Source organism: Cytobacillus sp. FSL W8-0315, from assembly GCF_038002905.1.
Classification (GTDB): domain Bacteria; phylum Bacillota; class Bacilli; order Bacillales; family Cytobacillaceae; genus Cytobacillus; species Cytobacillus pseudoceanisediminis.
On record NZ_JBBOOC010000001.1, the window covers coordinates 3,945,940 to 3,969,837 of the forward strand.

The window sequence follows — 23,898 nt, forward strand, 5'->3', positions numbered from 1 at the left end:
TACAATTTATGTAACTTCATTAGCAAAACCCCTGAAGATCCATGTTGCTGCATGGGTCTTTTTTTATTTTTCAAGGTAACTTAATAACCTGCTGATTTCTCAGCTCTTTCAGCTCAGATTCCACTTCACAGATGATCTGAGGAACTTCAGCATAGCTAACACTGTGATCAGCTAGTGTCTGGATGATTTTCTGAACAACTGCTGCCTTTTGTTTTTGATTCACTTCACTCACCTCCTTGAGATCGAAGTACACAAGGAGCAGGCATTTTCATTGCTGTAAAAGATTCTTTTAAATGAAGTTGCTTAATAAGATCAATTGCATTTAGCAGTTCGACATCATTCATGCCTTCCTTCTTTGCTAATTCGATAATTGAAGTTGCATTCGTTAAAGTATTTTTAATCTGAAGGCGCTTGTCTGACTGATTCACTTTGCTCCTCCTTTTTTTGCGTTCATGTCACCGACTATAACCCCGAATATAAAAGCTAGGTACACGTAACCAATGTAGGCAATAATCATTGGATATCCTCCTGATAAGTTGGAGAGAACTCTCCAACGATTTTCAGATAAAGTTCCTTTTGTTGAATCAATCCCATTTTTCTTTCTAAACCTTCCTTAGATAGGAATATGGCTGGATACTTCTGTTCTAATCGTTCTAATTTAGTAAAGAGGTTGTCATGAACTTTGCAGTATTGGTCAACTGCATTTTGATAACTTTCTACCGCTTCGCCATCAACTTTGAATAAACGATTACCACTTGGCTGCAAAGAATTTATTTCTTCTGCTGATAAGTTCGAAGTCAATTGCAATGATGCTTTTTGCACATTTTTTTCCGCTGCCACAATCTTATCTAGCCAGAACATAAAACGTTTGTAATCGGCTGACTTGCGAAGGTCTGTATATTCGTTTAATATAGCGTCCATTTAGGCAATCTCCATTTGCACGTTGTATTTGATTGCCATTTCTTTTACAACCGCAAGATAAATTTCAAGCAAACGCTTATCTTCATCGATTACATCAAGTTTGGATACTTTATCTATCTTTGATTTGGCAGCACCTTCTAAGGCCATCTTCTTCTGTTTGTTGGTAACTCGGATGCTTAACTTCGCATTTGCGCGTTGTTCTAAAATTTCATAGCTTTCATTCCGTATATTTCGGTATTGATCATATCCACCGGTTTTCATTGCTATTCTATTCAAGATAGTCGTTGTATCTTTGCGCCAATCGGCTGAATTCAGAGCGACAATCTCACTAATGTTGTCAACTTTCTGTTCAGTTGCTTCCACCTTCTTCGCAAGCCGTTTCTGCTCCAATTGCTGCTCTGCTACAGAGTTAAATATCTTTTGGAACATCTGCAATTCAGGACTTAATTGTGTGGTATCAAGTTTTTGCCGCATATCGAAGTAACCGTCTACTAATTGGTCATAAAGTTCCCAAGCTTTGTCATCTTCAAGGATTTTTAGTAACTTGGCGTAGCCTCTTTCAGATAAAATATAAATGTTATTGGCGTTTGCAACTGATTGTTTAGTAAAACCAAGTTGTTCTAAACTCAGTCCGTTTAACGGACCCACTTTTAAATCGATAATATCTACTCCATCAATAAATCTTTTTCGGTTTTCATTGATACGGAGGTTAATGTGCTTTTGCTCTTTACCGTGGATTTCTGCAATATCCTTAACCAGCATTGCTTTTTTACCTTCGCTAAACCCACCCTCTATTCCAGTAAATTCGATCCCCGCTACATTTTGTTTGCCGATTACTTTTAGTTCGTTCATTTCTCCATCTCCTTCTCTATTTAATTTTTGGGTTGTTCAGCCAGCCATAAGAGCAAAAACTTCTTAGTTTCCTCAGCTGGAAAAAGCCATTTTTTACCCACTCGGTATTTAGGAAACCTTGGATCAAAGAAAAATCTTTCCTGAATAAAATTCCATGACATGCATGTTCTTCTTATTAGTTCGTTACGATCCCAGAAAACTAAGCTCTTATCGATTTCTTTGAGCCTTTCTTCTAGCTTTTCAAGATATAGCTGCTTAACTTCTTGTTCATCGATTTGTACATTTAACATTTTTTCACTCCCTTCATGAATGAGCATCCAATTGGGAAAGGTAATAAAGCTGAAAAATTACATATCATTAGTTGATACATTTCGTATCAACATAGACCTGAAAAAGGTCAGGAAAAAGATTTTTAGAATCCTGATTGTATAACTTTTCAAACTTTAACATTGTTGTCCTTCCTGGATGTGCATCTGAATTTTCAATTTTTCTAACATACACTTCTGAAATCCCTAATGCTTCAGCTACTTGTCGTTGAGTTAAATTCAGCTTTTTACGTTGTTCTATAAGTTGAGTTCTTTTCATTTTTTTCACCTCACTTATTGATACATATCTTATCGATAATTAAACTATAAACGATAAGAATCGTATCGTCAATATATTTTGATACATTTTTTATCTTTTATTCAAATCGATACAAATTTTATCTATAATATAAAATAATTAAATACATATGGTAAGGATGAACTAATATGCTAGGTCCCAGATTAAAGGAGCTAAGAGGGAAAAGATCACAAGAAGAAATCGCTGAAAAGATTGGTATTTCGCGAGCTAGATTATCCCATTATGAAAATGAAAGAAGTCAACCTGACCACGAATTGCTTACTAAGTTAGCTGATTTTTATGAAGTAGGGATAGATTATCTTCTAGGAAGAACAGACAAAAAAGAACCAACCCAATCAAAAATAATCAAACATGATGATAAAGACAAAGAAATCGAAGAAATGCTTAATGATCCAGAATTCGGCTTATGGTTCAAGGAATTGAAAGGTTCACCTGAAGAGAATCGGGAAAAGGCGCTGGAGTTCCTTCGGTTCTTAAATGACAACGAAAAAGACCGTAAGCCAAGGGACAAACAAAAATAATCAAATAATGAGCCACAAAGGCTTATTATTTTTACCACTAAACAGAACATATGTTTCATCAGGAGGAATTGCAGTGACGTACAAACTAACGCCGCTCGAAAATGACATTAAAAATTTATACCTCTCTATGGGGATTCAAAGACCTGATCAAGTGGATATGGATGATATTGCATTTAAGCTAGATATCTGGATTCATGAATGGAAATTTAAAAGTCGTGCTCGATCTTTTAAAGGGATGCATTCTATCTTATTGGATTCAAGAATATCAGATCAGGAAAAGTGGCAGGATTTCGGCCATGAATTATGTCACATTCTTAATCATGAAGGAAACCAAATTTATATGCCCCCTGCCTTCTTGGAATTACAAGAAGTAAAAGCAAATAATTTTGCAAACCATTTTTGTGTTCCTACTTTTATGATCTTAGACGCCGGCATACCTTGCACCTGGAATGAAGCCACTCTTTTTGTAATGGAGACATTCAATGTAACTGAATCATTTGCGAGGAAACGACTGCTTCACTTCAACAACCAGGTAATAGGTTTTGAATTTTATGAAGCACTCAGGCGGCAATGGCGTGTAGAAGAGAATAAATTTACAGTAAATTACACAACAACTAATAAGGATTATGCAACTTCATTTTTTCGAAAGGGGTATCTCAATGGCGAGTTTTAAAAAAATTGGGAAAGATAATTGGATGTTTCGCTGGAAGTATAAAGATAAAACAACGGGGAAACAAAGGGAGGTTAAGAGACAGGGATTTAGAACAAAACCTGAGGCTACAGCTGCATACGAAGAACTTAAAAGGACCATAGAATTAGGCTATGATTCAGCCCAAAATGAAAAAATAGTGGAGTTTTTAGAGTTTTGGCTATCTGAATATAAAAAAGACAAAGTGGCTGTCAATACTTATCGACTCCACGAAAGGAATATTCAAAATCACATAGCTCCCTATTTCAAAAATATGCTGCTAAGGGATTTGACACATCCCCTTTATCAGAAATTTATTAATCATTTAATAGCCATAGGATATAGCAAAAGAACTGTAGAAATAATTCACGGTACCATGTTCAGTGCCATGAAAAAAGCAAAAACGGCAAAGAAAATTCAAACTAACCCATGCGAAGATATCACTATATATTCAACAAAGGAAAAGCGAGAAAAAGATAATTTAAGCTCAAGGGTTAAATTTATTCCATATGATAAAATTGGTGATTTTTTAGATGCCGCATTATTGGATAACCCTTTATACTATCTTTTCTTTCGGTTTTTAATTGAAACAGGAGTGAGGAAAGGTGAAGCTCTTGCTTTGCAATGGGGCCACTTGGATTTAATAAATCAACGGGTGAAGATTGAACAAACCATAGATTATGAAGCTAAAACTGATGACGAGCTCTTTGGTGAAACGAAAACCTATCATTCAAAACGGGAAATTCCAATTACCAAAAGATTGGCCGCAGAATTAAAAGCACATAAGGTCCGGCAAAACGATAATAAGCTGCGTTTTAAAGATGCTTATAAGCATGAACTTGATCTGGTGTTCTGCCGGCAAAACGGCACTACGATTCCAAAATCAACATTATTTAATGCTTTTCGACGTATTCTTAATCGTGTTGGATTGCCCAATTTAGATATCCATTCTCTGCGACACACTCATGCAGTTTTACTCCTGGAATCTAAGGCGGAAATGAAATACATTCAGGAAGCTCTGGGGCACAGCTCCATGAAAATTACTTCTGATGTTTATTCTCATGTAAGTAAAAAAATCGAAAGTGACGCGATTGCCAGTTTCGAAAAACATACTGAGGAAATTTTTAAAGAGGGGGCAGAATGGGGGCGTAATAAAAAACCCCAATAAAGCACCTCCCCTTTGCCCCCAAATAAAAAACCCTCAATACCAATGGTATCAAGGGTTCATCCTTCTTAGTACATGCTCAAGTACTGCTCGCGCTCCCATGGATGCACTTGCGTACGGAACATATCCCACTCAATTTCTTTCGCTTCAATGAAGTGTTCGAAGATATGGTCGCCTAGTGCGGATACGATGACTTCATCCTTCTTAAGCTCATCAAGGGCAGCAGCCAATGTAGCCGGAAGATCCTTGATGCCTTCTTCTTCACGTTCCTGCTTGTTCATTACATAGATGTTGCGGTCTACAGGTGCCGGTGGAGTCAATTTGTTCTTGATTCCGTCAAGACCAGCTTTTAGAAGTACAGCCATAGCAAGATATGGGTTAGCAGCAGGGTCAACGCTGCGAACTTCAACACGTGTGCTTACACCGCGTGAAGCCGGGATACGGATAAGCGGTGAACGGTTTTGAGCAGACCATGCAACATAGCAAGGTGCTTCATAACCAGGAACCAAGCGCTTATAAGAGTTAACGATTGGGTTTGTTACAGCAGTAAATGCTGTCGCATGGTTAATGATACCTGCGATAAAGTGGCGAGCATCTTCACTTAATTGAAGATCGCTTGTTTCGTTGAAGAATGCATTTTTGCCATCCTTAAATAATGAAACATTACAGTGCATACCTGATCCGTTAACACCGAACAGCGGTTTTGGCATGAATGTCGCGTGCAGGCCGTGCTTGCGGGCAATTGTTTTAACAACAAGCTTGAATGTCTGGATCTGGTCACAAGCTGTTAATGCATCCGCATATTTGAAGTCGATTTCGTGCTGTCCAGGTGCAACCTCATGGTGGGAAGCTTCAATTTCAAAGCCCATTTCTTCAAGCTCAAGCACGATATCGCGGCGGCAGTTTTCACCAAGGTCAGTTGGCGCAAGATCGAAGTATCCGCCATTATCGTTCAGTTCAAGAGTTGGCTCTCCAGCCTGGTCAAGCTTGAATAGGAAGAATTCCGGCTCAGGCCCTAAGTTGAAATCAGAGTATCCTAACTCTTCCATCTCTGCCAAAATACGTTTTAAGTTGCTGCGCGGATCGCCAAGGAAGGGAGTTCCATCCGGATTGTAAATATCACAGATCAGACGTGCAACTTTTCCTTTTTCTGCTGTCCAAGGGAATACCACCCATGTATCAAGGTCTGGATATAGATTCATGTCTGATTCTTCAATACGCACGAAACCTTCGATTGAAGATCCGTCAAACATCATTTTGTTATCAAGCGCTTTTTCAAGCTGGCTGATCGGAATTTCTACGTTCTTGATTGTTCCAAGAATATCCGTAAACTGTAAACGGACGAATTTTACATTTTCCTCTTCTGCAATACGCTTAATGTCTTCTTTAGTAAACTTTGCCACTGGTAGTTCCTCCCTTAAAAAATTACATGAGTGATTTATTTTTTGCTCTGTTAATGTTTCTCTCAGAAATCCAAGACAATATCAACGAGCTTAAAAACGGCGTTTTTAATGGAAAAAGCGGTGCATGTTGCCTTGCCTCAATGATGAGCGATTAAACCGGCCTGCCTGCACAATTTCCTTGCGAAGAAGTTTCCGGATTTCTTCATCTGATAGATCGCGTCTCGCTTTTTCTGCCTGCTTATTCAAGTTTTCAGTTATCGCTTGCTGTTCTTTCACGAAAAATAGCTGCTTGATCCCAGCCATGTTCACGCCTTGATCAATCAAATCTTTGATTTCCAAAAGGACATCGATGTCGTTTAAGGAAAAAAGCCTTCTATTTCCGTCAGTTCTAGCTGGAGAAATTAATTGGTGCTCTTCATAGTAGCGAATCTGCCTGGCGGTCAGGTCAGTCAGCTGCATGACAGTACCAATCGGGAAAAGCGGCATGGAACGTCGAATTTCGCTTCCAGTCAACTATTTCTCCCCCTTTTCAATTACTTCTTGAGATTATTATATGTAATGTCAGATAATCTGTCAACTATATGTTAGCTTTTATAACATGATTTTTTCAAAAAATTTTTGCCTTTCATATTTTCATATAATTCTCTGTAAAGCAACAGAAAAGGACAACTAACTATGTAGCTGTCCTTTTTAATATTCACCTAATTTATTTGGACTAAACCTTTTTCCAGCAATTGGTCCAGCGCGATGCATACAGCCATTTTCACATGTGAATAAGTCAGCCCGCCCTGAACATAAGCAACATAAGGCGGCCTGATAGGACCATCAGCGGTCAGTTCAATGCTTGCACCCTGAATAAAAGTCCCAGCTGCCATGATTACATCGTCTTCATATCCAGGCATATAAGCAGGATAGGCAGTTACATGTGAATTAACAGGAGATGCAAATTGAATTGCCTGGCAAAACGCCACCATTTTTTCTTTATCATCAAATTGAACAGATTGGATTAAATCAGTTCTATTACTGTCCCACTTTGGGTTGGAATTCATGCCAAGCCGTTCAAGAAGCGCTGCTGTAAAAACAGCCCCTTTCAGCGCCTGGCCGACAACATGGGGAGCCAGGAAAAAGCCCTGATACATTTCCTGAAGGCTGTAAAGGGACGCACCCGCTTCTGCACCAATTCCCGGTGAAGTCATTCGGTAGGAGCAGGCTTCCACCCATTCCTTCAACCCGACAATATAACCGCCCGTCTTTGCAATCCCGCCGCCAGGGTTCTTGATGAGCGACCCGGCCATCAAGTCTGCCCCAACATGGCAAGGCTCACGGTCTTCAACAAACTCACCATAGCAATTGTCAACAAACACAATCGTATCCGGCTTAACTTCTTTTACAAACTGGATCATTTCTTTAATTTGTTCAATTGTAAAAGAAGGTCTTGTCGCATATCCTTTGGAACGCTGGATACCAATCATTTTCGTGTTCGGCCTGATTGCTTTTTCAACGGCAGGATAGTCGATGCTTCCATCTTCGTTCAGCGGGATGCTATTGTATCCAATGCCGAACTCTCTCAGCGAACCGTTACCTGTTCCCCGAATCCCAACAATTTCTTCCAGTGTGTCATATGGCTTGCCGGTGATATACAGCAATTCATCACCTGGCCGCAGTACGCCAAAGAGTGCAATGGAAATGGCATGCGTGCCTGATATTATCTGCGGGCGGACCAATCCTGCTTCCCCGCCGAAAACTTCTGCATATATTCCCTCAAGCGTATCCCGGCCGATATCATCATAACCATAGCCGGTTGAAGGATTGAAATGCGAATCGCTGACTTTGAAATTTTGAAAGCTCTTTAAAACACGGAATTGATTCTCATCAATCCGCTCATCAATGCTCTTTAATACCTCTGAAATTTGCTGCTCCACTTCTTTTACAATCGGCTGGAGCTTTTCCCCTTGTGATAACTGTTGAAACATGATGTTCTCCTAACTATACGGTATATTTCATTAAAGGCCCTGAAATCTGATGGTCTTCGAGGTAATAGCCCTTGCAAACATAAAGTTCTTTGTCTTCGTTGAAAGTCAATTCCCGCAGGATGGTTTCGTTCTTGAGCTGCGACAGCAGCTTTCCTTCTGTTGACGGCACCTCCACATGGTAATGCTTCATCATTCCCAGAATCATCTGCTCGATTTTCCGTTTCAGCTCATTGCGGTCATCTTCTTCAAAGGCACTGATCTGAATCGTTTCTGTTCTGGCAGTCGGGACAAAATCAGGATGCTTTAAATCTCTTTTATTATATACCGTCAGCTGCGGTATTTTATCATTTTCCAAATCTTCTATCAGTTTATTGACTGTCTGCTCATGCTGGTAATAATCCGGATTGGACATATCGACCACATGAAGAAGAAGATCTGCTTCATTAACTTCTTCCAGAGTGGAACGGAAGGCTGCAATAAGAGTAGTCGGCAAATCCTGAATAAAACCGACCGTGTCTGTCACAAGTGTAATAAATCCGCTTGGCAAAATCAGTTTGCGGGTCATCGGATCAAGTGTGGCAAACAACTGGTTCTCTTCATAGGATTCCGCCTCAGACAGCCTGTTAAAAATGGTGGATTTACCTGCATTTGTGTAGCCGACAAGTGCAATTTGAAATGCTTTGTTTTTCTTCCTTCGTTCACGATACCTGTCACGGTGCTGCACAATGACGGAAAGCTGGGTTTTAATATCATCAATACGGCGGCGGATATGCCTGCGATCTGATTCAAGCTTGGTCTCACCTGGTCCCCTTGTGCCGATTCCCGCTCCAAGTCTTGAAAGCTGAACACCCTGGCCTGACAGGCGCGGCAGCAGATACTGCAGCTGTGCCAATTCGACCTGCAGCTTCCCTTCTTTAGAGCGCGCCCTCTGCGCAAAGATATCTAAAATCAGCTGTGTGCGGTCAATGATCCTGGCATCCAAATCTGCTGATAAGTTGCGCACCTGGCTTGGTGAGAGCTCATCGTTAAAAATGATAATATCTGCTTCCATTTCTTCCTGAAGTGCAGCCAGTTCCTCCACTTTCCCCTTTCCTATATATGTAGACGGATGAACTCGTTCCCTTTTTTGAGTAAGCGAAGCTAAAACTTTTCCGTTTGCCGTTTCAGTCAGCGATTCCAATTCTTCCATTGAATATTCAAACCGCTGGTCATCTTCATCAGTATGGCAGCCGACAAGAATGACTTTTTCATAATCTGGCTTACGTTCCAACCAGCATCCCTCTTTCATATGCTTATTTTAATTGATAACATCATAACAAAAATCATATTCAAATACTAATTTTTACCGCTAATCACAGGCCTTTGCACCGTCCATTTGAAATGATAAAAAAAATGGTTGTATTTCTTTTTTTCCGTGTTAAAATCATATTGTTTGGAAAGAATTTACGTTTTTAAATAACTTAAACTTAAATAGATTTATAGATCTGCGTCAAGAGGAGAAATGGCATATGACATGGGAAGTTTTAAGTATGATCGGCACTGTTGCTTTCGCTGTCAGCGGTGCAATTGTGGCGATGGAAGAAGAATATGATATTTTAGGTGTATATATCCTTGGGATTGTCACCGCTTTTGGCGGCGGAGCGATCCGAAACCTGCTAATCGGTGTTCCTGTCTCTGCCCTTTGGGAACAGGGTTTATTTTTTCAGATTGCCCTTTTATCAATCACAGCAGTAATGCTGTTCCCGAACAACCTGCTCAAACACTGGCAAAGATGGGGCAATTTCACTGACGCAATCGGGTTATCCGCCTTTGCCATCCAAGGAGCACTGTACGCAACGGAAATGAACCATCCTTTAAGCGCCGTAATTGTGGCTGCTGTATTGACTGGAAGCGGAGGGGGCATCATCCGTGACCTTCTTGCAAGAAGAAAACCGCTTGTATTGCGGTCTGAAATCTATGCGGTCTGGGCTATCCTTTGCGGTTTTGGAGTCGGACTCGGAATCGCCTCAGCACCATTTGAACTTTACACTTTGTTCATTATTATTACAGCTTTACGGGTTTTATCTTACACATATAATTGGAAGCTTCCGGTTAAGAGGCTGGGAACAAGTAAAAGCATCGGCTAGCCGATGCTTTTAAATATTTATAGGGTTGTTAAAAACATTGATATAGCAGGGAAATAAGTAATAATAAATAAATCAAAAACCATTACAGCAATAAAAGGAATTACAGCCTTTATTAATTTATCATAGGAAACTTCAGCTATTCCCTTCACTATAAACAAATCCAATCCAACTGGAGGTGTAATTAAACCGATTGATAAGTTAACAACCATGATTAATCCAAAGAAAACCGGGTCAATGCCTGCTCCGAGAGCAATCGGGAGAAGCAATGGCGTTAGGATTGTAATCGCTGCTGATGCGTTCAGGAAGCACCCTGCAATAAAGAAAATAATATTGAAGATAAATAGTATCAAATATTTATTTTCTGTTGCGTTCATGACAAGCTGTGCAAGCTGCTGCGGAATTTGTTCAGCCGTTAATAACCATCCGAATAAATTTGCCCCGGCTATAATAAAGACAACCATCGCAGACATTTTTCCTGCGTTTATAAACGCTTCGGGTATATCCTTCCAATCCATATCTTTATAAACAAACTTATTAATGATAAAAGCATATGCAGCTGCTACTGCACCGGCTTCAGTAGGAGTAAAGATCCCTCCCCTGATGCCGAAAATAATGATTAACGGCAAGAGCAAAGCCAATATCCCTTCATATAAAGTTTTCCGGAATGTTGTGAATTCGAATGTCCTTTTTTCTTCAGAATAATTGTTTTTCCTGGTTAACCAGTAATTTAACATCATTAAAGACAAGCCTATTAATATCCCGGGTATGATGCCTGCTGTGAACAGGTCTCCTATGGATACTCCTGCGGTTACACCGTATACAATCATGGGAATGGATGGAGGTATAACCACAGCTATTGTTCCTGCACTTGCAACAGTGGCAGCTGCAAACCCTTTATCATATCCCTTTGACTCCATCATCGGTATCATCATTTTACCTACAGCAGCTGTATCTGCAGCACCTGAACCGGATATCCCTGCAAAAAACATACTTGTTAAGGTTGAAACCTGTGCAAGACCTGCCCTTACCCAGCCCACAGCAGCAAAAGCAAATGCTGCTATTCTTTTCCCCATGCTTCCTGACATCATAAATTCCCCTGTAAGCATGAAGAATGGAATTGCCAGCAGCGGAAAGGAATCAACTGATGTAATCAAACGCTGTGGAACCACTTCAAGAGGAATATAATATATGCTTGATATAAATCCGGAAATGGAAGCTATAATTAAAGATATTGCAATTGGCACACCCAGAATCATTAATAAAAACAATACAACCAATACTATTATTGCTACCGTCATCAATTTCCCTCCCTTTCAACTAACCCATATTTGTATTTTGGGATTCTGCTTGAACGACCACTCTTTCATCTCTTTTTGCAGTGCGGAGCTCCAAAATATTGACCGATGAGTGAACAAAACAGACAATTGAACTGACTAGGACTGCTCCGTAAATAAAAGTCATATTCAGCCCAAGCGAAGGAGAAATCTGCTGAATGGAGAACTTCAATATTCTTGATCCATAAATAATGAGAAACAGAAAAAGTGCACTGTTAATACATTCAACCAGCAGCATTACTTTACTTTTCCATTTTTCAGATAAATAATGATGGAGAATTTCTACTTGTGCATGCCCTTTGCTTTTATATACGATTCCGATTCCTAAGAACACGATCCATACAAACATGTACCTGATAAGTTCTTCAATCCAGGTTAAGTTGAAAATACTGAAATCTGCAAAAGGGAGTATACTTTTTGCAAACGCACTTTGCAGGACGTATCTTGAAAATACTTGATACACTGTGGAGATAAAGGCAATGACAAAAAATAAGATAACAATTTTTTTCGATATCTTATCCGCTTTGTCACTCAATTTCCTGAAAAATTCACTCATTTTTCTACACCCCCGTCATTTATTTTAAGCTTTCTATCTTATCAAACAGTTCCTTTCCTATCGTTTCTTCATATTCCTCATAAACCGGCTTTACTGCTTCTCTAAATGAATCCAAATCTGGATTTTCTTCAATTTCTATCTCCGTCTTTTTAAGGTCCTCCAACAGTTTTTTCTCATCCTCCATTGCTACTTTGCGTTCATAATCAACTGCTTCTGCAGAGGCTTCAGATACTGCCTTTTGCAGTTCTTCAGGCAATGTGTCGAATGTTGTTTTACTCATAAGAAAAACAGCAGCATCATAGTTATGGGCAGTTAATGTCAAATAGCTCTGCACCTCTTGAAATTTATTTAAATAGATTTGCGCAAGGGGATTTTCCTGGCCGTCGACCACTTTCTGTTCCAAAGCAGTATATAGTTCACCGAATGGAACAGGAACAGGAGTTGAGCCAAGAGCTTTAATGAATGAGATGTATGGAGGTGACTCCTGGACCCTCAATTTTAATTTCGCTGCATCGGCACTTGTCTTAATGGGTTTCTTATTATTCGTCATATGCCTCCAGCCGTTCTCCATATAGCCGAGGTTGATAAGGCCCCTGTTCTCTAAATCAGAAGCTATCTCTTTGCCGATCTCCCCATCCAGGACCCGAAAAGCATGCTCCCGGCTTTCAAATAAATATGGAAGGTTAAGCAAATTAAATTTAGGGGCGAAATTGGTTACTGGTGCTACTGAGCCAATATGAAAATGGATGGAGCCAATTTGCGCTCCTTCTATTTGGTCTCTTCCATTTCCTAATTGGCTGCTTGGAAATATATCGATTCTTATCCGCCCGTTAGATTTTTCTTCCACCAGTTCTTTAAACTTCAATGCCCCTTTGTGGTAAGGGTGAGTTTCCGTTTGAAGATGGCCCAGTCTCAAAACATATTCTGCATCCCGCTCTTTGCCATTAACATTGCTGGAGCAGCCGCTCACAAATATTAACAATAGGATTGATAAGATAGACAGGTATACTCTCATATAATTCGCCTCCCGCACTATATTGTAAGCCCTTACAAATACATGATTGAAAAACTGCTAATATCCTCAGATTTACCGCCGCCAGGTCTACACAAATAAGTTGTTAATATTGTTAATTGATTAGACTAAATTGATTTTCACTTAAAATTCCTCCTTTTTATTCACTAGCCTGCTGATCTATTAAAATCTTTATGGACTGACTTTTCTTAAAGGAGAATACTTAAGTTATGGTACAGTCACCCAACCACTATCCATATTCTATTTATAATTTTCTAAAAAATCAATACTTTCTAAATTTTTTTGTTTAATTTTTATATTTTTCTTGATAACTCTTTTTAAAAATGCTTAAATGAGATTATATTGGTTGGGTCTCCTGACCATTGGACCAATTTTGCGGAAAAGGAGGCAGAAGATTGAGCAATGCTGGAGCAACAAAACTGCATAAAGCAAAAACAGTTCCCCTTCACACAAGAAAAAAAATTAAAACCCTAAAGCTGCAAAAGGGCTGGCTAAAAGGAGTCCTGCTAACTTTAATACTTGCTGTATTAGCTGGTTCCATAGCGAAATTGCCTGTTTTTTCAGTAATGGGAATTATGATTGTTTCCATACTGCTTGGCATGAGCTGGAAAGGAATAATGGATGTACCAGCCGATGCATCTGCAGGGATCACATTCAGCAGCAAGACTCTTCTTCGTGCGGGTATTATTCTGATGGGATTAAGACTGAATGTTGAACAAATCTTTGCCGCTGGTTTCTCTCTTATTATTGTCGATATCCTTGTAATCGCTTTCACTCTTGTCCTTATGATGTATATCGGAAAACTTCTCTCGATCGACCGCCATTTATCAGCACTGATTGCCGTTGGAACAGCAATATGCGGGGCTGCTGCCATAGTTGCTGTTGCCCCCCTGATCCGGGCTAAAAATGAGTTTACTGCAATCTCCGTAGCTTTTATTGCCATTGTGGGTACTATTGTGACAATCATTTATACTTTTTTGTTCCCCGTACTGGGCCTGAGCCCTTATGATTATGGAGTTTTAACAGGGGCAACCTTGCATGAGCTTGCGCATGTCATTGCAGCTTCTGCTCCAGGAGGAGATGTGAGCAGTGATACTGCCATTCTGGTAAAACTGGGACGTGTAGCATTATTAATTCCTGCAGCGATTATACTTGGAGTGATATTTAATAAGAACAGCTTAAAGAAACAAAAAACAAGATTCAGAGATTTGCCGGTCCCCTGGTTCATCTTCGGCTTTCTGATTATGTGCCTGGTTAATACGGCTGGCATATTATCTGATAGAATGACCCAAATGCTGATCGCACTAAGTATCTTCTTATTATCCATGGCCATGGCAGGCTTAGGTTTAGGAGTTAATTATACTGAATTTAAAAAGTTAAACAGCAAGGTGATTTTTACTGGAACTTTCGGAGCTGCCGCCTTAGCAGCCTTGGGATTTTTAATCGTTTATTTCATTTAAAGCTGCCTATGAAGGCAGCTCTATTTACCTTTTTGAGAAAATTAAGATAGCGGTGTTGATTACTTGACCCGTTAATGATTTAATAAAATAGGTTGGGCCATTGAACCATTTTTCCTATATAAAAAGCCCATCAGTAAATTTGCTTGGAGGGGTATATTTGGACATTAATAGAAAAGGAATTTCGGAGCAGGTAGCCGATAGTATAAAGAAAAAGATCCACAATGGCGAATACAGAGCAGGTGAAAAAATCCCCGGCGAAAGAGAAATGGGGATGGAGCTTTCTGTCAGCAGAAATACAGTAAGGGAAGCCTATAAAATACTCGAAGCATATGGTTATTTAACCGCCAAACATGGAACAGGGGTCTTCGTCGCTTCTCCTGAGCAGCAGATACAAAAAATGACTGAAGCTTTTTTTGTATCCTCTGATCAATTTAAGGATTTCTTCTCCGTCAGAAAAATTCTTGAGGAATGGACAGTAAAATGGTCCATAGAGAATTCAAGCCCGGATCTTATTCAGCAATTAGATCAAATCCTAAAGGAAGCAAACGAAATTGTAAGCGGTGACCAGGATTTTGACCGTCTGGCTGAGTTGGACCATAAATTTCATATGACGCTTGCTGATCATTCAAATAATGTGGTTCTAGTAAGGATTATGCACTTTTTAATCGATCTTCTGTCAGAGTCACGTACAAAATCAATTAACATTCCGGGCCGTGCTTTAAAATCTGTCCAGGAGCACGAAAGGATTCTTGAGGCAATAAAACAGAACAACATTGAGTTGGCTCAGGAACGTATGATTGACCATATTGAAAGTGTAGAATGTTCGATTTCTCAAAATACATTATCCAGCTAAAAAAAGCTGTTATGGTGTTTATATGCCTCATCCAATTGGATGGGTCAATAATCACCATACAGCTTTTATTAAAGAGAAAGGCTTTTACTGGAATGATCAAGTGACCTTGCCTCAGGAAACGGGATATTGAACTTCTCCCCCAAATCTTTTAATTCCTGTTCAACATTGCCTGATAATTCAATACCTGTTAATAGCCTGCTGGCACTTTCTCTTTTTCTTCTTTCTCCCGGATAGCGTATTTCACTTACATCTGGTTTCTTAGGAACTTCTTTCATTTCCTGCAGCAGATTTTGTATAGAGGTAAAGAACAGTGTTAAATCCATAAATTTTTTAATATCTAATAACAAAAAGAAGTGTCCAACATTCGCATTCTCTGTTTCATTGTCATCATAAAGATTTTTCACATGGGGGCCAAATGCTGCTCCTGAAAGTACACCAGTTAATATCTCAACAGCAAGCGCGAGTGCAGCCCCTTTTGCTCCTCCAAGCGGTAATACAGACCCTCTTAAGGCAGCCGCCGGATCCTTGGTGGAATTCCCATCTTCATCAATTGCCCAGTCACCCGGTATTTCATTCCCCTGCTTTGCGGCCAATATGATTTTCCCTCTGGCCACTATACTGGTTGATAAATCAATAATTACAGGCTGATCGTTGCCAGTTGGAAAGCCAAAGGCGATTGGGTTGGTGCCAAAGAAAGCTTCCTTCCCTCCCCAGGGTGCAATCCCTGGCGGGGAATTAGTAAAGCCTATACATGCGAGATTCTGCTCGCATGCCATTTGGCAAAAATACGCAGCAGTCCCAAAATGATTGCTATTACGAATTGCGATTGCTGCTGTGCCATTTTCTTTTGCAGCTTCCATGCCTTCTCTAATTGCCTTCCAGCTGACTACATGGCCCAGGCCATTATCGCCATCAATCTGGAGCACGGATGGGGCTTTTTTTGTTACTTTTATATCCGGATTTACATTTATTCTTTTATCCATAAATCGTTTGGCATAAATGGGAAGTCTACTGATCCCGTGGCTATCCGTGCCTTCTAGGTTTGCTTTTACCAGTGAATCCGCGACAACTTCATAATAATCTTTGGGCATTCCCATTTTTTCAAGAACTTTTTCACAGAATTCCTTTAGATCCGACTCATTATATGTGTTCATGTCTAAACTCCTTTTTTTGTACTCTCTTTAAAAAAGGATTCTCCCTGCTCAAAAATGTGCAGGGAGAAATTGAATCAGGCGCTTCGGTATAGTTTTGTCATGACAAATTCACGATGTCCCAAAGCTTCAGCACTGGTCAAGCGGCCATTTACCGTGCGGCAAATAACTTCCATTAATTTGTCGCCTGCTTCTTCCAGGGAAATCTGACGGGACAATAATCCCTGTACATCTACATCAATATGCTCGCTCATTGTTCCTGCAGTTATGGGATTTGCGGTAATTTTCACAACAGGCTCAATTGGATTTCCGATAATGTTCCCCTGCCCTGTTGGGAAAAGATGGAGTACTGCTCCGCCAGCTGCCATTAACGTAATGCATTCTGCGGCTGCAGAAGAAGTATCCATAAAATACAATCCATTGCCATTATCTGGATTTTCCGCCGGATCAAGGACCCCAATTACTTCCTTTGTACCTGTTTTGGCGATATTACCAAGAGCCTTTTCTTCTATAGTTGATAGGCCTCCTGCAATATTTCCCTGTGTTGGCTGTGAACCTAGCAAATCTACTCCTTTGGATTCGATTTCACCAACATAATCTTCATAAATAGCCATAAACTTTTCATGAAGTTCAGGAGTTGCCATTCTTTGTGCGATTAGATGCTCCCCACCAGTCAATTCAGATGTTTCCCCAAAGAATACCGTCGCACCGGCATCAACCAGGCGGTCAACTGCCTGAGATACTGTTGGGCATGATCCCAGTCCTGTAGTCGTATCCGATTCCCCGCACTTAATGCTGATCGTTAAATCTTTTAGTTCAATCGGTTCTCTCTGCAGTTCAGATGCCCATTGAACATACTCTTTTGCTTTCCATGATGCTTGACGGATGGTTTCAAAGTCGCCATTTCCCTCGATAGAAAAATAGGATACAGGTTTGCCAGTTTCTGCAATACCTTCCGCGATCTTCTTGGACCAGTTTTCTTCAATGCCGATGACAATAACCGCTGCCACATTTGGATTTGAGCCGGTTCCTATCATTGTTCTGAAATGAAGATCAAGGTCCGGTCCATACTGGAGTCTTCCATATGCGTGTGGAAGTGCCATCGTTCCTTGAACTTGTCTTGCAACAGCCTCACAGGCAGCATTTGAGATATCATCAACAGGCAAAATGATGACATGATTGCGTATTCCAACTTTTCCATTTTCTCTGCGGTAACCCATTAGTGTATTATTCATTTCTACCACCTCGCCGTTTTAATATTATGAGTATGGACATAATCTCCTACAGCCCATTCTGTTGTAGTTAAGCCAATTTGAATTCCGTATTTTAAGACTGGCTGATTACTCTTTAAGTCTACTAATGAAATTTTATGCCCTAAAGGAATATCCCCACGAGACTTTACAGACACCTCAGAATTATCATCCATAAAGATTCCGATAACCTGTTCTCCTTCTTTTATTGGACTAGTCGCTACCCCTACATGATCTCCCTTATGATGAATTAAAAACTTATGTGTGCTAACCTCTTTAGACTCAGGAGAATGCGTGTCTGCCAGAGTTGTAGTTTGACTGTTATTACTCATTCAATTGCCTCCTTTTGTATTTGGTTGGGTGACCCAACCACTATTTATAGGTTAATTAAACCACTCCCAAATGTTAAAGTCAATTATTTATTTAAATTTTCGGAAACTTTTTTAAATTACACATAATGACGGCTGATTTTTCATAACCTTTGCTACTTCTTTTGCCACCAATAAGGAAGTTCTAATTTGTGATTCTTCAGTTAAACCAGCAATGTGCGGAGTAATAACAGCATTCGAGCATGTCAATAGTTTGTTCGACGGAAGGATTGGTTCTGTCTCAAGCACATCCAGAAACGCTCCTGCAATCGCACCATTGGTTAAAGCAGCTGCAAGATCACGTTCATTTATAATACCGCCTCGGGAGGTATTAATAATATAGGAAGAAACCTTCATTGATTGAAGTTCTGACTCGGAGATTAAATACTTGGTTGAAGGTGTAAGCGGAACATGCAAGGAAATAAAATCAGATTCAGCAAGCAGATCTGCTAATGATTCTATTATTTGAACCCCTGTTTCAGAAACAATGTGATCATAATCCGCAATAAAGGGATCATAACCAGCCACTTTCATTCCAAACGATATTGCTCTTTTAGCAACGCGATGAGAGATTTCCCCTAATCCTATAAGGCCCAGCGTTTTACCCGCAAGTTCCATGCCGGTGTATGTTTTTCTATCCCAATTGCCGTTCCTGACATCATAATCAGCAAGATGAAGAGGCCGGGAAACACTTAACATGGCCATCATCACATACTCGGCCACCGAAGTAGCATTGGCATTTTTAGCATAAACCACTGGGATTCCCATTTTCTTTGCTGATGCTGTGTCTATATTATCAAGTCCAACTCCAAGCCTGCCTATAACCTTTAATTGAGGACCAGCTGCCATTAATTCCTGATCTGCAATTGTTTGATTTCTTACAATTAAACCATCGTAATTGTTAATTTTTCTTAATAATTCTTCACGGTTACTCCATAGATTCTCGTCATAATCCACTTGGAAGCCATTGTTTATTAACTCTTCAATTCCTTCTTTCCAGATTAATTCAGTAATTAGGATTTTCATTTTCTCAAGCTCCTTCCAGAATAAATGGTTAGGTGACCCAACCACTATAATTATTAAAACACCCCCGGGAAGTTCGGTCAATGTTTTTAGAAAATTCTTTCTTTAAAATCAAAAACATCAGATTATCCTGATGTTTTTTTAAAGATGTTTATTTGCCGGTTTAAGCTGTTTGTTTGCAAGTTCATGCACTTTCTTTGCAAAATTTCCTATTAGTTTGCGAATACAGCTGCTTTTTTTGCTAGTATGCAATTTTATTTGCAGAGTTCACAATTCAAAAAAAAAAGACCTGCTCAATCCACGAGCAGACCCCCTTTATATTATTGCTTCACATTCGCCATAATCGTATTTGGATCAAAGCCAATGACCCAATTGCCATTCACATTGATCTGCGGCACTCCCATTTGTCCGGTGGTTGCAACCAGTTTTTGTGCCTCTCGCTGGTCATTCTGCACATTAACCTCTTTATACTCCAGCCCTTTCTCATCCAGAAAATTCTTCACCATCGTACAGTAAGGACATGTATTGGTCGTATAAACCGTAATATTATTCATTTTATATTCCTCCTTCAGTAAAAAGACAATGCCAATGTTCTTTGACACTGTCTTTTTTATTACAATATCAATATCCCCTTAATCGGCTTCTTCAAACAACAAATCATTGCTTCTGATGGTCATCAGATCATGTTTGTCATAGCTGTTTTGCATTAATAGGCGCATGGCCTGTGCCCGGATTGATTTTTCAATGATATTCCGGATATAGCGCCCATTCGAAAAACTGTTTGGACTGAGATTATTTTTCACAAAGTGTAAGTGCTCTCTCAGCTTCTTTTCAGATTCGTGGCTTAATGTATATTCCCGTTCCTTCAGCATCCGCTCGCCGATTTCCATCAGCTGCTCAATCGAGTAGTCAGGGAAGTCAACAACCAGGGGGAACCGGGAATGAAGACCAGGATTCAGCGTCAAGAAGTGATTCATTTCTCTTGAGTAGCCCGCCAGTATCAGAATAAATTCATGCTGGCGGTCTTCCATATGCTTTACGAGAGTGTCAATGGCTTCCTTGCCAAAGTCTTTTTCTCCGCCTCTTCCTAAAGAGTATGCTTCATCGATGAACAGGATCCCGCCTATCGCTTTTTTCACCAGATCCCTTGTCTTCTGGGCAGTATGACCAATATATTCACCGACAAGATCAGCCCGCTCAGCTTCAATCAAATGGCCTTTTGACAGTACATTCATTTTTTGAAAAAGCTTGCCTATTAATCGGGCAACCGTTGTTTTACCGGTGCCGGGATTGCCTTTGAACATCATATGCAATGCCTGCTTTCCAGCTTTGAGACCGGCTTCCTCCCGCTTTTTATTCACATAAATCCACGCATAGATCTCCTTGATCATTTTCTTCATCTCTTCCATTCCCACAAGAGCGCCAAGTTCTTTTTCAATTTCTTTCAGAGCTGTATGCTCAGGCGGAATGGCTTTTGGAGCCGCTTGGGATTCGGGAAGCTCTTTTGTGTATGTTTTTCTCTTTTGTGAATTGAGCACGATGCTGATCTGTCCGTTATTCTTCAGGCGAATCGGCTGGTCCAAAAGCTATCACCTCACATTCTTAGCACAGTATACGCATAGAAGTAATCGTTGTGACAAAAGCCTATATGCATCCGCGAGATTACGGTTATTAGGCTAAAATCCGACAAGTTCCCGTGCGTTTCAGCAATCACTGATGCAGGAGTGTCGGTTCATGCGGTTTCCCGAGAAATAAGGTGAAATTTTCACCTCTTCGGGCTTTCCTCCGCTTTAGATGCTGCTGATACCTGGGAGCATACTGCCTGTTCATGGGAAACAAGGCCAGCAGTCAGGCTCCCTCATATCTACAATAAATTCTCATATCTATATGTATTCAGCCAACCTCCATTTCATTAAAAATATTTATGCTGTCTTTTCATAAGAAAATAGCCCGCTTCAATCAAAGCGGGCTTTTCTTCTGAATGTGCAACTTTTATATTATTGCTGGTTTTCCATATCCAGCTGAACATTGCGCTGTGGAACGAAGGTAGAAATGGCATGCTTATAAACGAGCTGCTGCTTGCCTTCTGACTCGAATAATACCGTGAAATTATCAAAGCCTTTGATTTGGCCTCTAATTTGGAATCCATTTAACAAAAATACAGTACAATTAATATTATCCTTGCGTAGCTGATTAAGAACCTGATCCTGAATATTGATTGCTGATTTCATTATAATCCTCCTCTTTTATCTCTATCATTATGTATTCGATTTTATTTTCAGCTTTCCTTCAATATGAGCAGAAATTTCAGCGAATTTTTTTTCAAACTCATGAGGGTCGGCTGTATCGGACATATCAAACCATTCCACATTCATCTTGTTTCGAAACCATGTTAGCTGCCTTTTTGCATATCTTCTTGAATTTTGCTTCAGATTTCCTACGGCATCCTCCAGTGATACACGTCCATTAAAGTATTCATACAGTTCTTTATATCCGATGGCCTGTATGGACTGGCAATCCTTTAATCCCAGATCATACAGGGCTCTCACCTCTTCAAGCAAGCCTTCCTTCATCATGATCTCAACCCGGAGATTGATGCGTTCATATAAGGTATCCCGGTCCATGGTCAACCCAATCAGCGCCGTATCATAAAGAAGTGCTGGATCCTGATTCTCCTGATACTGAGACATCGTTTTCCCTGTGCAATGGTAAATTTCCAATGCCCTGACCACTCTTCGAATGTTATTGGGGTGAATTTTTTCCGCACTTTCAGGGTCTATGGCCAAAAGCTCCTTGAAAAGGGCATCGTTCCCTTCACTTTCTGCGCGTTCCTCCAAAGTTTTTCTGAATTCTTCATCTGAAGGGGCATCAGAAAATTGGTAATCATAAATAACGGATTGAATATACAATCCAGTGCCTCCAACGATCATTGGAAGTTTGCCTCTTGAAGTGATCTCTGTGATTTTGCTGCGGACCAGTTCCTGAAATTCAGCTGCCGAAAAGGGATCTTCAGGATTTTTGATGTCAATTAGATGATGCGGAATTCCTTCCATTTCTTCTTCTTTAATTTTTGCCGTGCCGATATCCATGCTTTTATATATTTGCATAGAATCTCCGCTGATGATCTCAGCATTAAATCTTTTCGCCAGAAGAATGCTTAATTTTGTTTTTCCAACAGCTGTAGGGCCAATCAGCACTGCAAGCTTTTCTTTTTCACTCATCTGTTCACTGCCTTTACTGACATTCTAATTATTATCCCTACCATATAGCAGGAAAATTTTTCAGGTATCATCTTACCATTCTTTTTATAAAAACAGAACATTTATGCATTATGAACAAGTTTCACCTTTCCTATTCGACAAGTTTCCTAAAATTTTCTTATAAAATTACATTTTATTAACGATTCCATAACAAACAAAGGGTAACCCCCAAAATCATGTTAATTTATTAGAAGGTTATATTGTTACAATATAAATTTGAAATTGGGTGAAGAATTCATGTTAAATACATCTGAAATTGGAATTGACTTAGGAACTGCTAATATACTTGTATACAGCAAAACAAAAGGCATCATCCTTAATGAACCTTCTGTAGTAGCAATTGATACAGAAACGAAAAAAGTGTTAGCTGTTGGTAAAGAAGCAAAGGAAATGATCGGGAAAACACCAGGCCGCATCGTTGCCATCCGTCCGCTCAAAGACGGGGTTATTGCCGATTATGACACCACTACTGAAATGCTTCGCCAGGTTATGCGAAAAGCATCGAAAAAAGTAGGATTTGCAATCAGAAAGCCGAATGTCGTTGTTTGTACGCCATCTGGTTCGACAAGTGTTGAAAGAAGAGCCATCCATGATGCTGTCCGCAATGCGGGGGCGAAGAAAGTACATCTGATCGAAGAGCCTGTGGCAGCAGCAATTGGTTCAGGAATGCCTGTCGATGAGCCTGTCGCGAACGTGGTTGTTGACATTGGCGGCGGCTCAACAGAAGTAGCCATCATCTCTTTCGGCGGAGTGGTAGCCTGCAATTCCATCCGGATTGGCGGCGACAGACTTGACGATGATATTATTCAATATGTACGTAAAGAATACAACGTTCTGATCGGAGAGAGAACAGCCGAACATATTAAAATGGAAATCGGCTACGCGCTGGTTGACCATGAAGAACTGACAATGGAAGTGCGCGGCCGCGACCTTGTTACCGGCCTGCCTAAGACGATTACTCTAACTTCCTATGAAATCCGTGATGCAATCAAAGAATCATTGCTTCACATTCTTGAAGCAATCCGCGCAACATTAGAGGACAGCCCGGCTGAACTCAGCGGAGACATCGTAGACCGAGGTGTGATTCTTTCCGGCGGAGGTGCCCTTTTAAACGGCATGCAGGAATGGCTTTCACAGGAAATTGTAGTCCCTGTACACCTTGCACCTAGCCCGCTTGAATCTGTAGCGGTTGGAACAGGAAAAGCCCTGCAATTTATTGATAAGCTGCATACGGCAGTGAGATAAGCTATAAGAAAAGCATCCATTCCGCGAAATGGATGCTTTTTTGTTTTGTATATTGACATTTTGAGCGAAATAAAGTTTTATGAGCGAAAAAA

Annotated in this window: 28 protein-coding genes; 7 read left to right on the top strand and 21 right to left on the bottom strand. The window is 40.2% G+C overall.

What is annotated here, in order from left to right; translation table 11 throughout:
* Positions 1–70: 70 nt before the first annotated feature.
* The 6 genes from MKY20_RS20250 to MKY20_RS20275 all read right to left on the bottom strand — a co-directional run bounded on the left by MKY20_RS20250 (position 71) and on the right by MKY20_RS20275 (position 2,358).
* Positions 71–223 (bottom strand): hypothetical protein, encoded by a 153-nt coding sequence (locus MKY20_RS20250; protein WP_274577882.1) that lies wholly within the window; start codon positions 221–223, stop codon positions 71–73.
* A gap of 1 nt (position 224) precedes the next feature.
* Positions 225–428, bottom strand: a complete 204-nt coding sequence (locus MKY20_RS20255) for a hypothetical protein (RefSeq protein ID WP_341002744.1) — start codon at positions 426–428, stop codon at positions 225–227.
* 85 nt (positions 429–513) lie between these two features.
* Positions 514–921 carry a hypothetical protein gene (locus MKY20_RS20260; protein ID WP_341002746.1) on the bottom strand — a complete coding sequence of 136 codons (408 nt, stop codon included), beginning with the start codon at positions 919–921 and terminating at the stop codon, positions 514–516.
* Positions 922–1,773: an ORF6N domain-containing protein gene (locus tag MKY20_RS20265; protein WP_341002748.1), complete on the bottom strand. Its 852-nt coding sequence runs from the start codon at positions 1,771–1,773 to the stop codon at positions 922–924.
* A 20-nt stretch (positions 1,774–1,793) separates the two neighbouring features.
* Positions 1,794–2,063 carry a group-specific protein gene (locus MKY20_RS20270; RefSeq protein ID WP_341002749.1) on the bottom strand — a complete coding sequence of 90 codons (270 nt, stop codon included), beginning with the start codon at positions 2,061–2,063 and terminating at the stop codon, positions 1,794–1,796.
* Positions 2,064–2,130: 67 nt separating this feature from the next.
* On the bottom strand, positions 2,131–2,358 hold the full coding sequence (locus tag MKY20_RS20275) for a helix-turn-helix domain-containing protein (protein WP_341002751.1): 228 nt from the start codon (positions 2,356–2,358) through the stop codon (positions 2,131–2,133).
* 167 nt (positions 2,359–2,525) lie between these two features.
* Here MKY20_RS20275 and MKY20_RS20280 point away from each other — a divergent pair, with 167 nt between their 5' ends.
* The 3 genes from MKY20_RS20280 (at position 2,526) to MKY20_RS20290 (ending at position 4,774) form a co-directional block, all read left to right on the top strand.
* Entirely contained in the window at positions 2,526–2,918 is a 393-nt protein-coding gene (locus MKY20_RS20280) for a helix-turn-helix domain-containing protein (RefSeq protein ID WP_341002753.1), read from the top strand.
* Between the two features lie 73 nt (positions 2,919–2,991).
* Positions 2,992–3,591: an ImmA/IrrE family metallo-endopeptidase gene (locus MKY20_RS20285; RefSeq protein ID WP_341002754.1), complete on the top strand. Its 600-nt coding sequence runs from the start codon at positions 2,992–2,994 to the stop codon at positions 3,589–3,591.
* The gene (locus tag MKY20_RS20290; RefSeq protein WP_341002755.1) at positions 3,578–4,774 is read left to right on the top strand and encodes a tyrosine-type recombinase/integrase; all 1,197 of its coding nucleotides are present in this window, start codon (positions 3,578–3,580) and stop codon (positions 4,772–4,774) included. The genes MKY20_RS20285 and MKY20_RS20290 overlap by 14 nt, the downstream gene beginning before the upstream one ends.
* A 65-nt stretch (positions 4,775–4,839) precedes the next feature.
* On the opposite strand, the gene glnA is transcribed toward MKY20_RS20290, so the two are convergent.
* The 4 genes from glnA to hflX form a co-directional block, all read right to left on the bottom strand.
* On the bottom strand, positions 4,840–6,174 hold the full coding sequence (gene glnA / locus MKY20_RS20295) for a type I glutamate--ammonia ligase (RefSeq protein ID WP_009330568.1): 1,335 nt from the start codon (positions 6,172–6,174) through the stop codon (positions 4,840–4,842).
* A 105-nt stretch (positions 6,175–6,279) separates the two neighbouring features.
* Positions 6,280–6,687, bottom strand: a complete 408-nt coding sequence (locus tag MKY20_RS20300) for a MerR family transcriptional regulator (protein ID WP_009330569.1) — start codon at positions 6,685–6,687, stop codon at positions 6,280–6,282.
* Between the two features lie 188 nt (positions 6,688–6,875).
* Positions 6,876–8,147, bottom strand: a complete 1,272-nt coding sequence (locus tag MKY20_RS20305) for a methionine gamma-lyase family protein (RefSeq protein WP_071156576.1) — start codon at positions 8,145–8,147, stop codon at positions 6,876–6,878.
* Between the two features lie 13 nt (positions 8,148–8,160).
* Entirely contained in the window at positions 8,161–9,417 is a 1,257-nt protein-coding gene (hflX, locus tag MKY20_RS20310; protein ID WP_341002757.1) for a GTPase HflX, read from the bottom strand.
* Positions 9,418–9,655: 238 nt separating this feature from the next.
* On the opposite strand from hflX, the gene MKY20_RS20315 reads away from it, so the two are divergent.
* Entirely contained in the window at positions 9,656–10,273 is a 618-nt protein-coding gene (locus MKY20_RS20315) for a trimeric intracellular cation channel family protein (protein WP_009330572.1), read from the top strand.
* A 17-nt stretch (positions 10,274–10,290) separates the two neighbouring features.
* Here MKY20_RS20315 and MKY20_RS20320 read toward each other — a convergent pair whose 3' ends face one another.
* The 3 genes from MKY20_RS20320 to MKY20_RS20330 are packed head-to-tail and all read right to left on the bottom strand — an operon-like array spanning position 10,291 to position 13,178.
* Positions 10,291–11,571, bottom strand: coding sequence for a TRAP transporter large permease (locus tag MKY20_RS20320; protein WP_071156580.1), 1,281 nt, complete (start codon positions 11,569–11,571; stop codon positions 10,291–10,293).
* Between the two features lie 19 nt (positions 11,572–11,590).
* Complete coding sequence (locus MKY20_RS20325; RefSeq protein ID WP_009330574.1) at positions 11,591–12,163, bottom strand: TRAP transporter small permease; 573 nt, start codon at positions 12,161–12,163, stop codon at positions 11,591–11,593.
* 19 nt (positions 12,164–12,182) lie between these two features.
* A complete protein-coding gene (locus tag MKY20_RS20330; protein WP_019381823.1) occupies positions 12,183–13,178 on the bottom strand; it encodes a TRAP transporter substrate-binding protein in 996 nt (331 codons plus the stop codon).
* A gap of 413 nt (positions 13,179–13,591) precedes the next feature.
* Between MKY20_RS20330 and MKY20_RS20335 the strand changes: the two genes are divergently transcribed.
* Positions 13,592–14,656 carry a YeiH family protein gene (locus tag MKY20_RS20335; protein WP_009330576.1) on the top strand — a complete coding sequence of 355 codons (1,065 nt, stop codon included), beginning with the start codon at positions 13,592–13,594 and terminating at the stop codon, positions 14,654–14,656.
* A 157-nt stretch (positions 14,657–14,813) separates the two neighbouring features.
* A complete protein-coding gene (locus tag MKY20_RS20340; protein WP_009330577.1) occupies positions 14,814–15,509 on the top strand; it encodes a FadR/GntR family transcriptional regulator in 696 nt (231 codons plus the stop codon).
* Positions 15,510–15,577: 68 nt separating this feature from the next.
* Here MKY20_RS20340 and MKY20_RS20345 read toward each other — a convergent pair whose 3' ends face one another.
* The 8 genes from MKY20_RS20345 to miaA form a co-directional block, all read right to left on the bottom strand.
* On the bottom strand, positions 15,578–16,663 hold the full coding sequence (locus MKY20_RS20345) for an Ldh family oxidoreductase (RefSeq protein WP_341002762.1): 1,086 nt from the start codon (positions 16,661–16,663) through the stop codon (positions 15,578–15,580).
* 74 nt (positions 16,664–16,737) lie between these two features.
* The gene (locus MKY20_RS20350; protein WP_009330580.1) at positions 16,738–17,895 is read right to left on the bottom strand and encodes a UxaA family hydrolase; all 1,158 of its coding nucleotides are present in this window, start codon (positions 17,893–17,895) and stop codon (positions 16,738–16,740) included.
* 2 nt (positions 17,896–17,897) lie between these two features.
* Entirely contained in the window at positions 17,898–18,242 is a 345-nt protein-coding gene (locus MKY20_RS20355; protein ID WP_251175376.1) for a UxaA family hydrolase, read from the bottom strand.
* Positions 18,243–18,353: 111 nt separating this feature from the next.
* The gene (locus tag MKY20_RS20360) at positions 18,354–19,304 is read right to left on the bottom strand and encodes a hydroxyacid dehydrogenase (RefSeq protein ID WP_251175375.1); all 951 of its coding nucleotides are present in this window, start codon (positions 19,302–19,304) and stop codon (positions 18,354–18,356) included.
* Positions 19,305–19,621: 317 nt separating this feature from the next.
* Entirely contained in the window at positions 19,622–19,855 is a 234-nt protein-coding gene (locus MKY20_RS20365; protein ID WP_009330583.1) for a glutaredoxin family protein, read from the bottom strand.
* Between the two features lie 78 nt (positions 19,856–19,933).
* Entirely contained in the window at positions 19,934–20,884 is a 951-nt protein-coding gene (gene spoVK, locus MKY20_RS20370; RefSeq protein ID WP_251175374.1) for a stage V sporulation protein K, read from the bottom strand.
* A gap of 414 nt (positions 20,885–21,298) precedes the next feature.
* Positions 21,299–21,532, bottom strand: a complete 234-nt coding sequence (gene hfq, locus MKY20_RS20375) for an RNA chaperone Hfq (protein WP_009330585.1) — start codon at positions 21,530–21,532, stop codon at positions 21,299–21,301.
* 27 nt (positions 21,533–21,559) lie between these two features.
* A complete protein-coding gene (gene miaA, locus MKY20_RS20380) occupies positions 21,560–22,522 on the bottom strand; it encodes a tRNA (adenosine(37)-N6)-dimethylallyltransferase MiaA (RefSeq protein ID WP_217025387.1) in 963 nt (320 codons plus the stop codon).
* Positions 22,523–22,798: 276 nt separating this feature from the next.
* On the opposite strand from miaA, the gene mreBH reads away from it, so the two are divergent.
* Complete coding sequence (gene mreBH / locus MKY20_RS20385) at positions 22,799–23,806, top strand: rod-share determining protein MreBH (RefSeq protein WP_009330587.1); 1,008 nt, start codon at positions 22,799–22,801, stop codon at positions 23,804–23,806.
* The last annotated feature ends 92 nt before the right edge of the window (positions 23,807–23,898 follow it).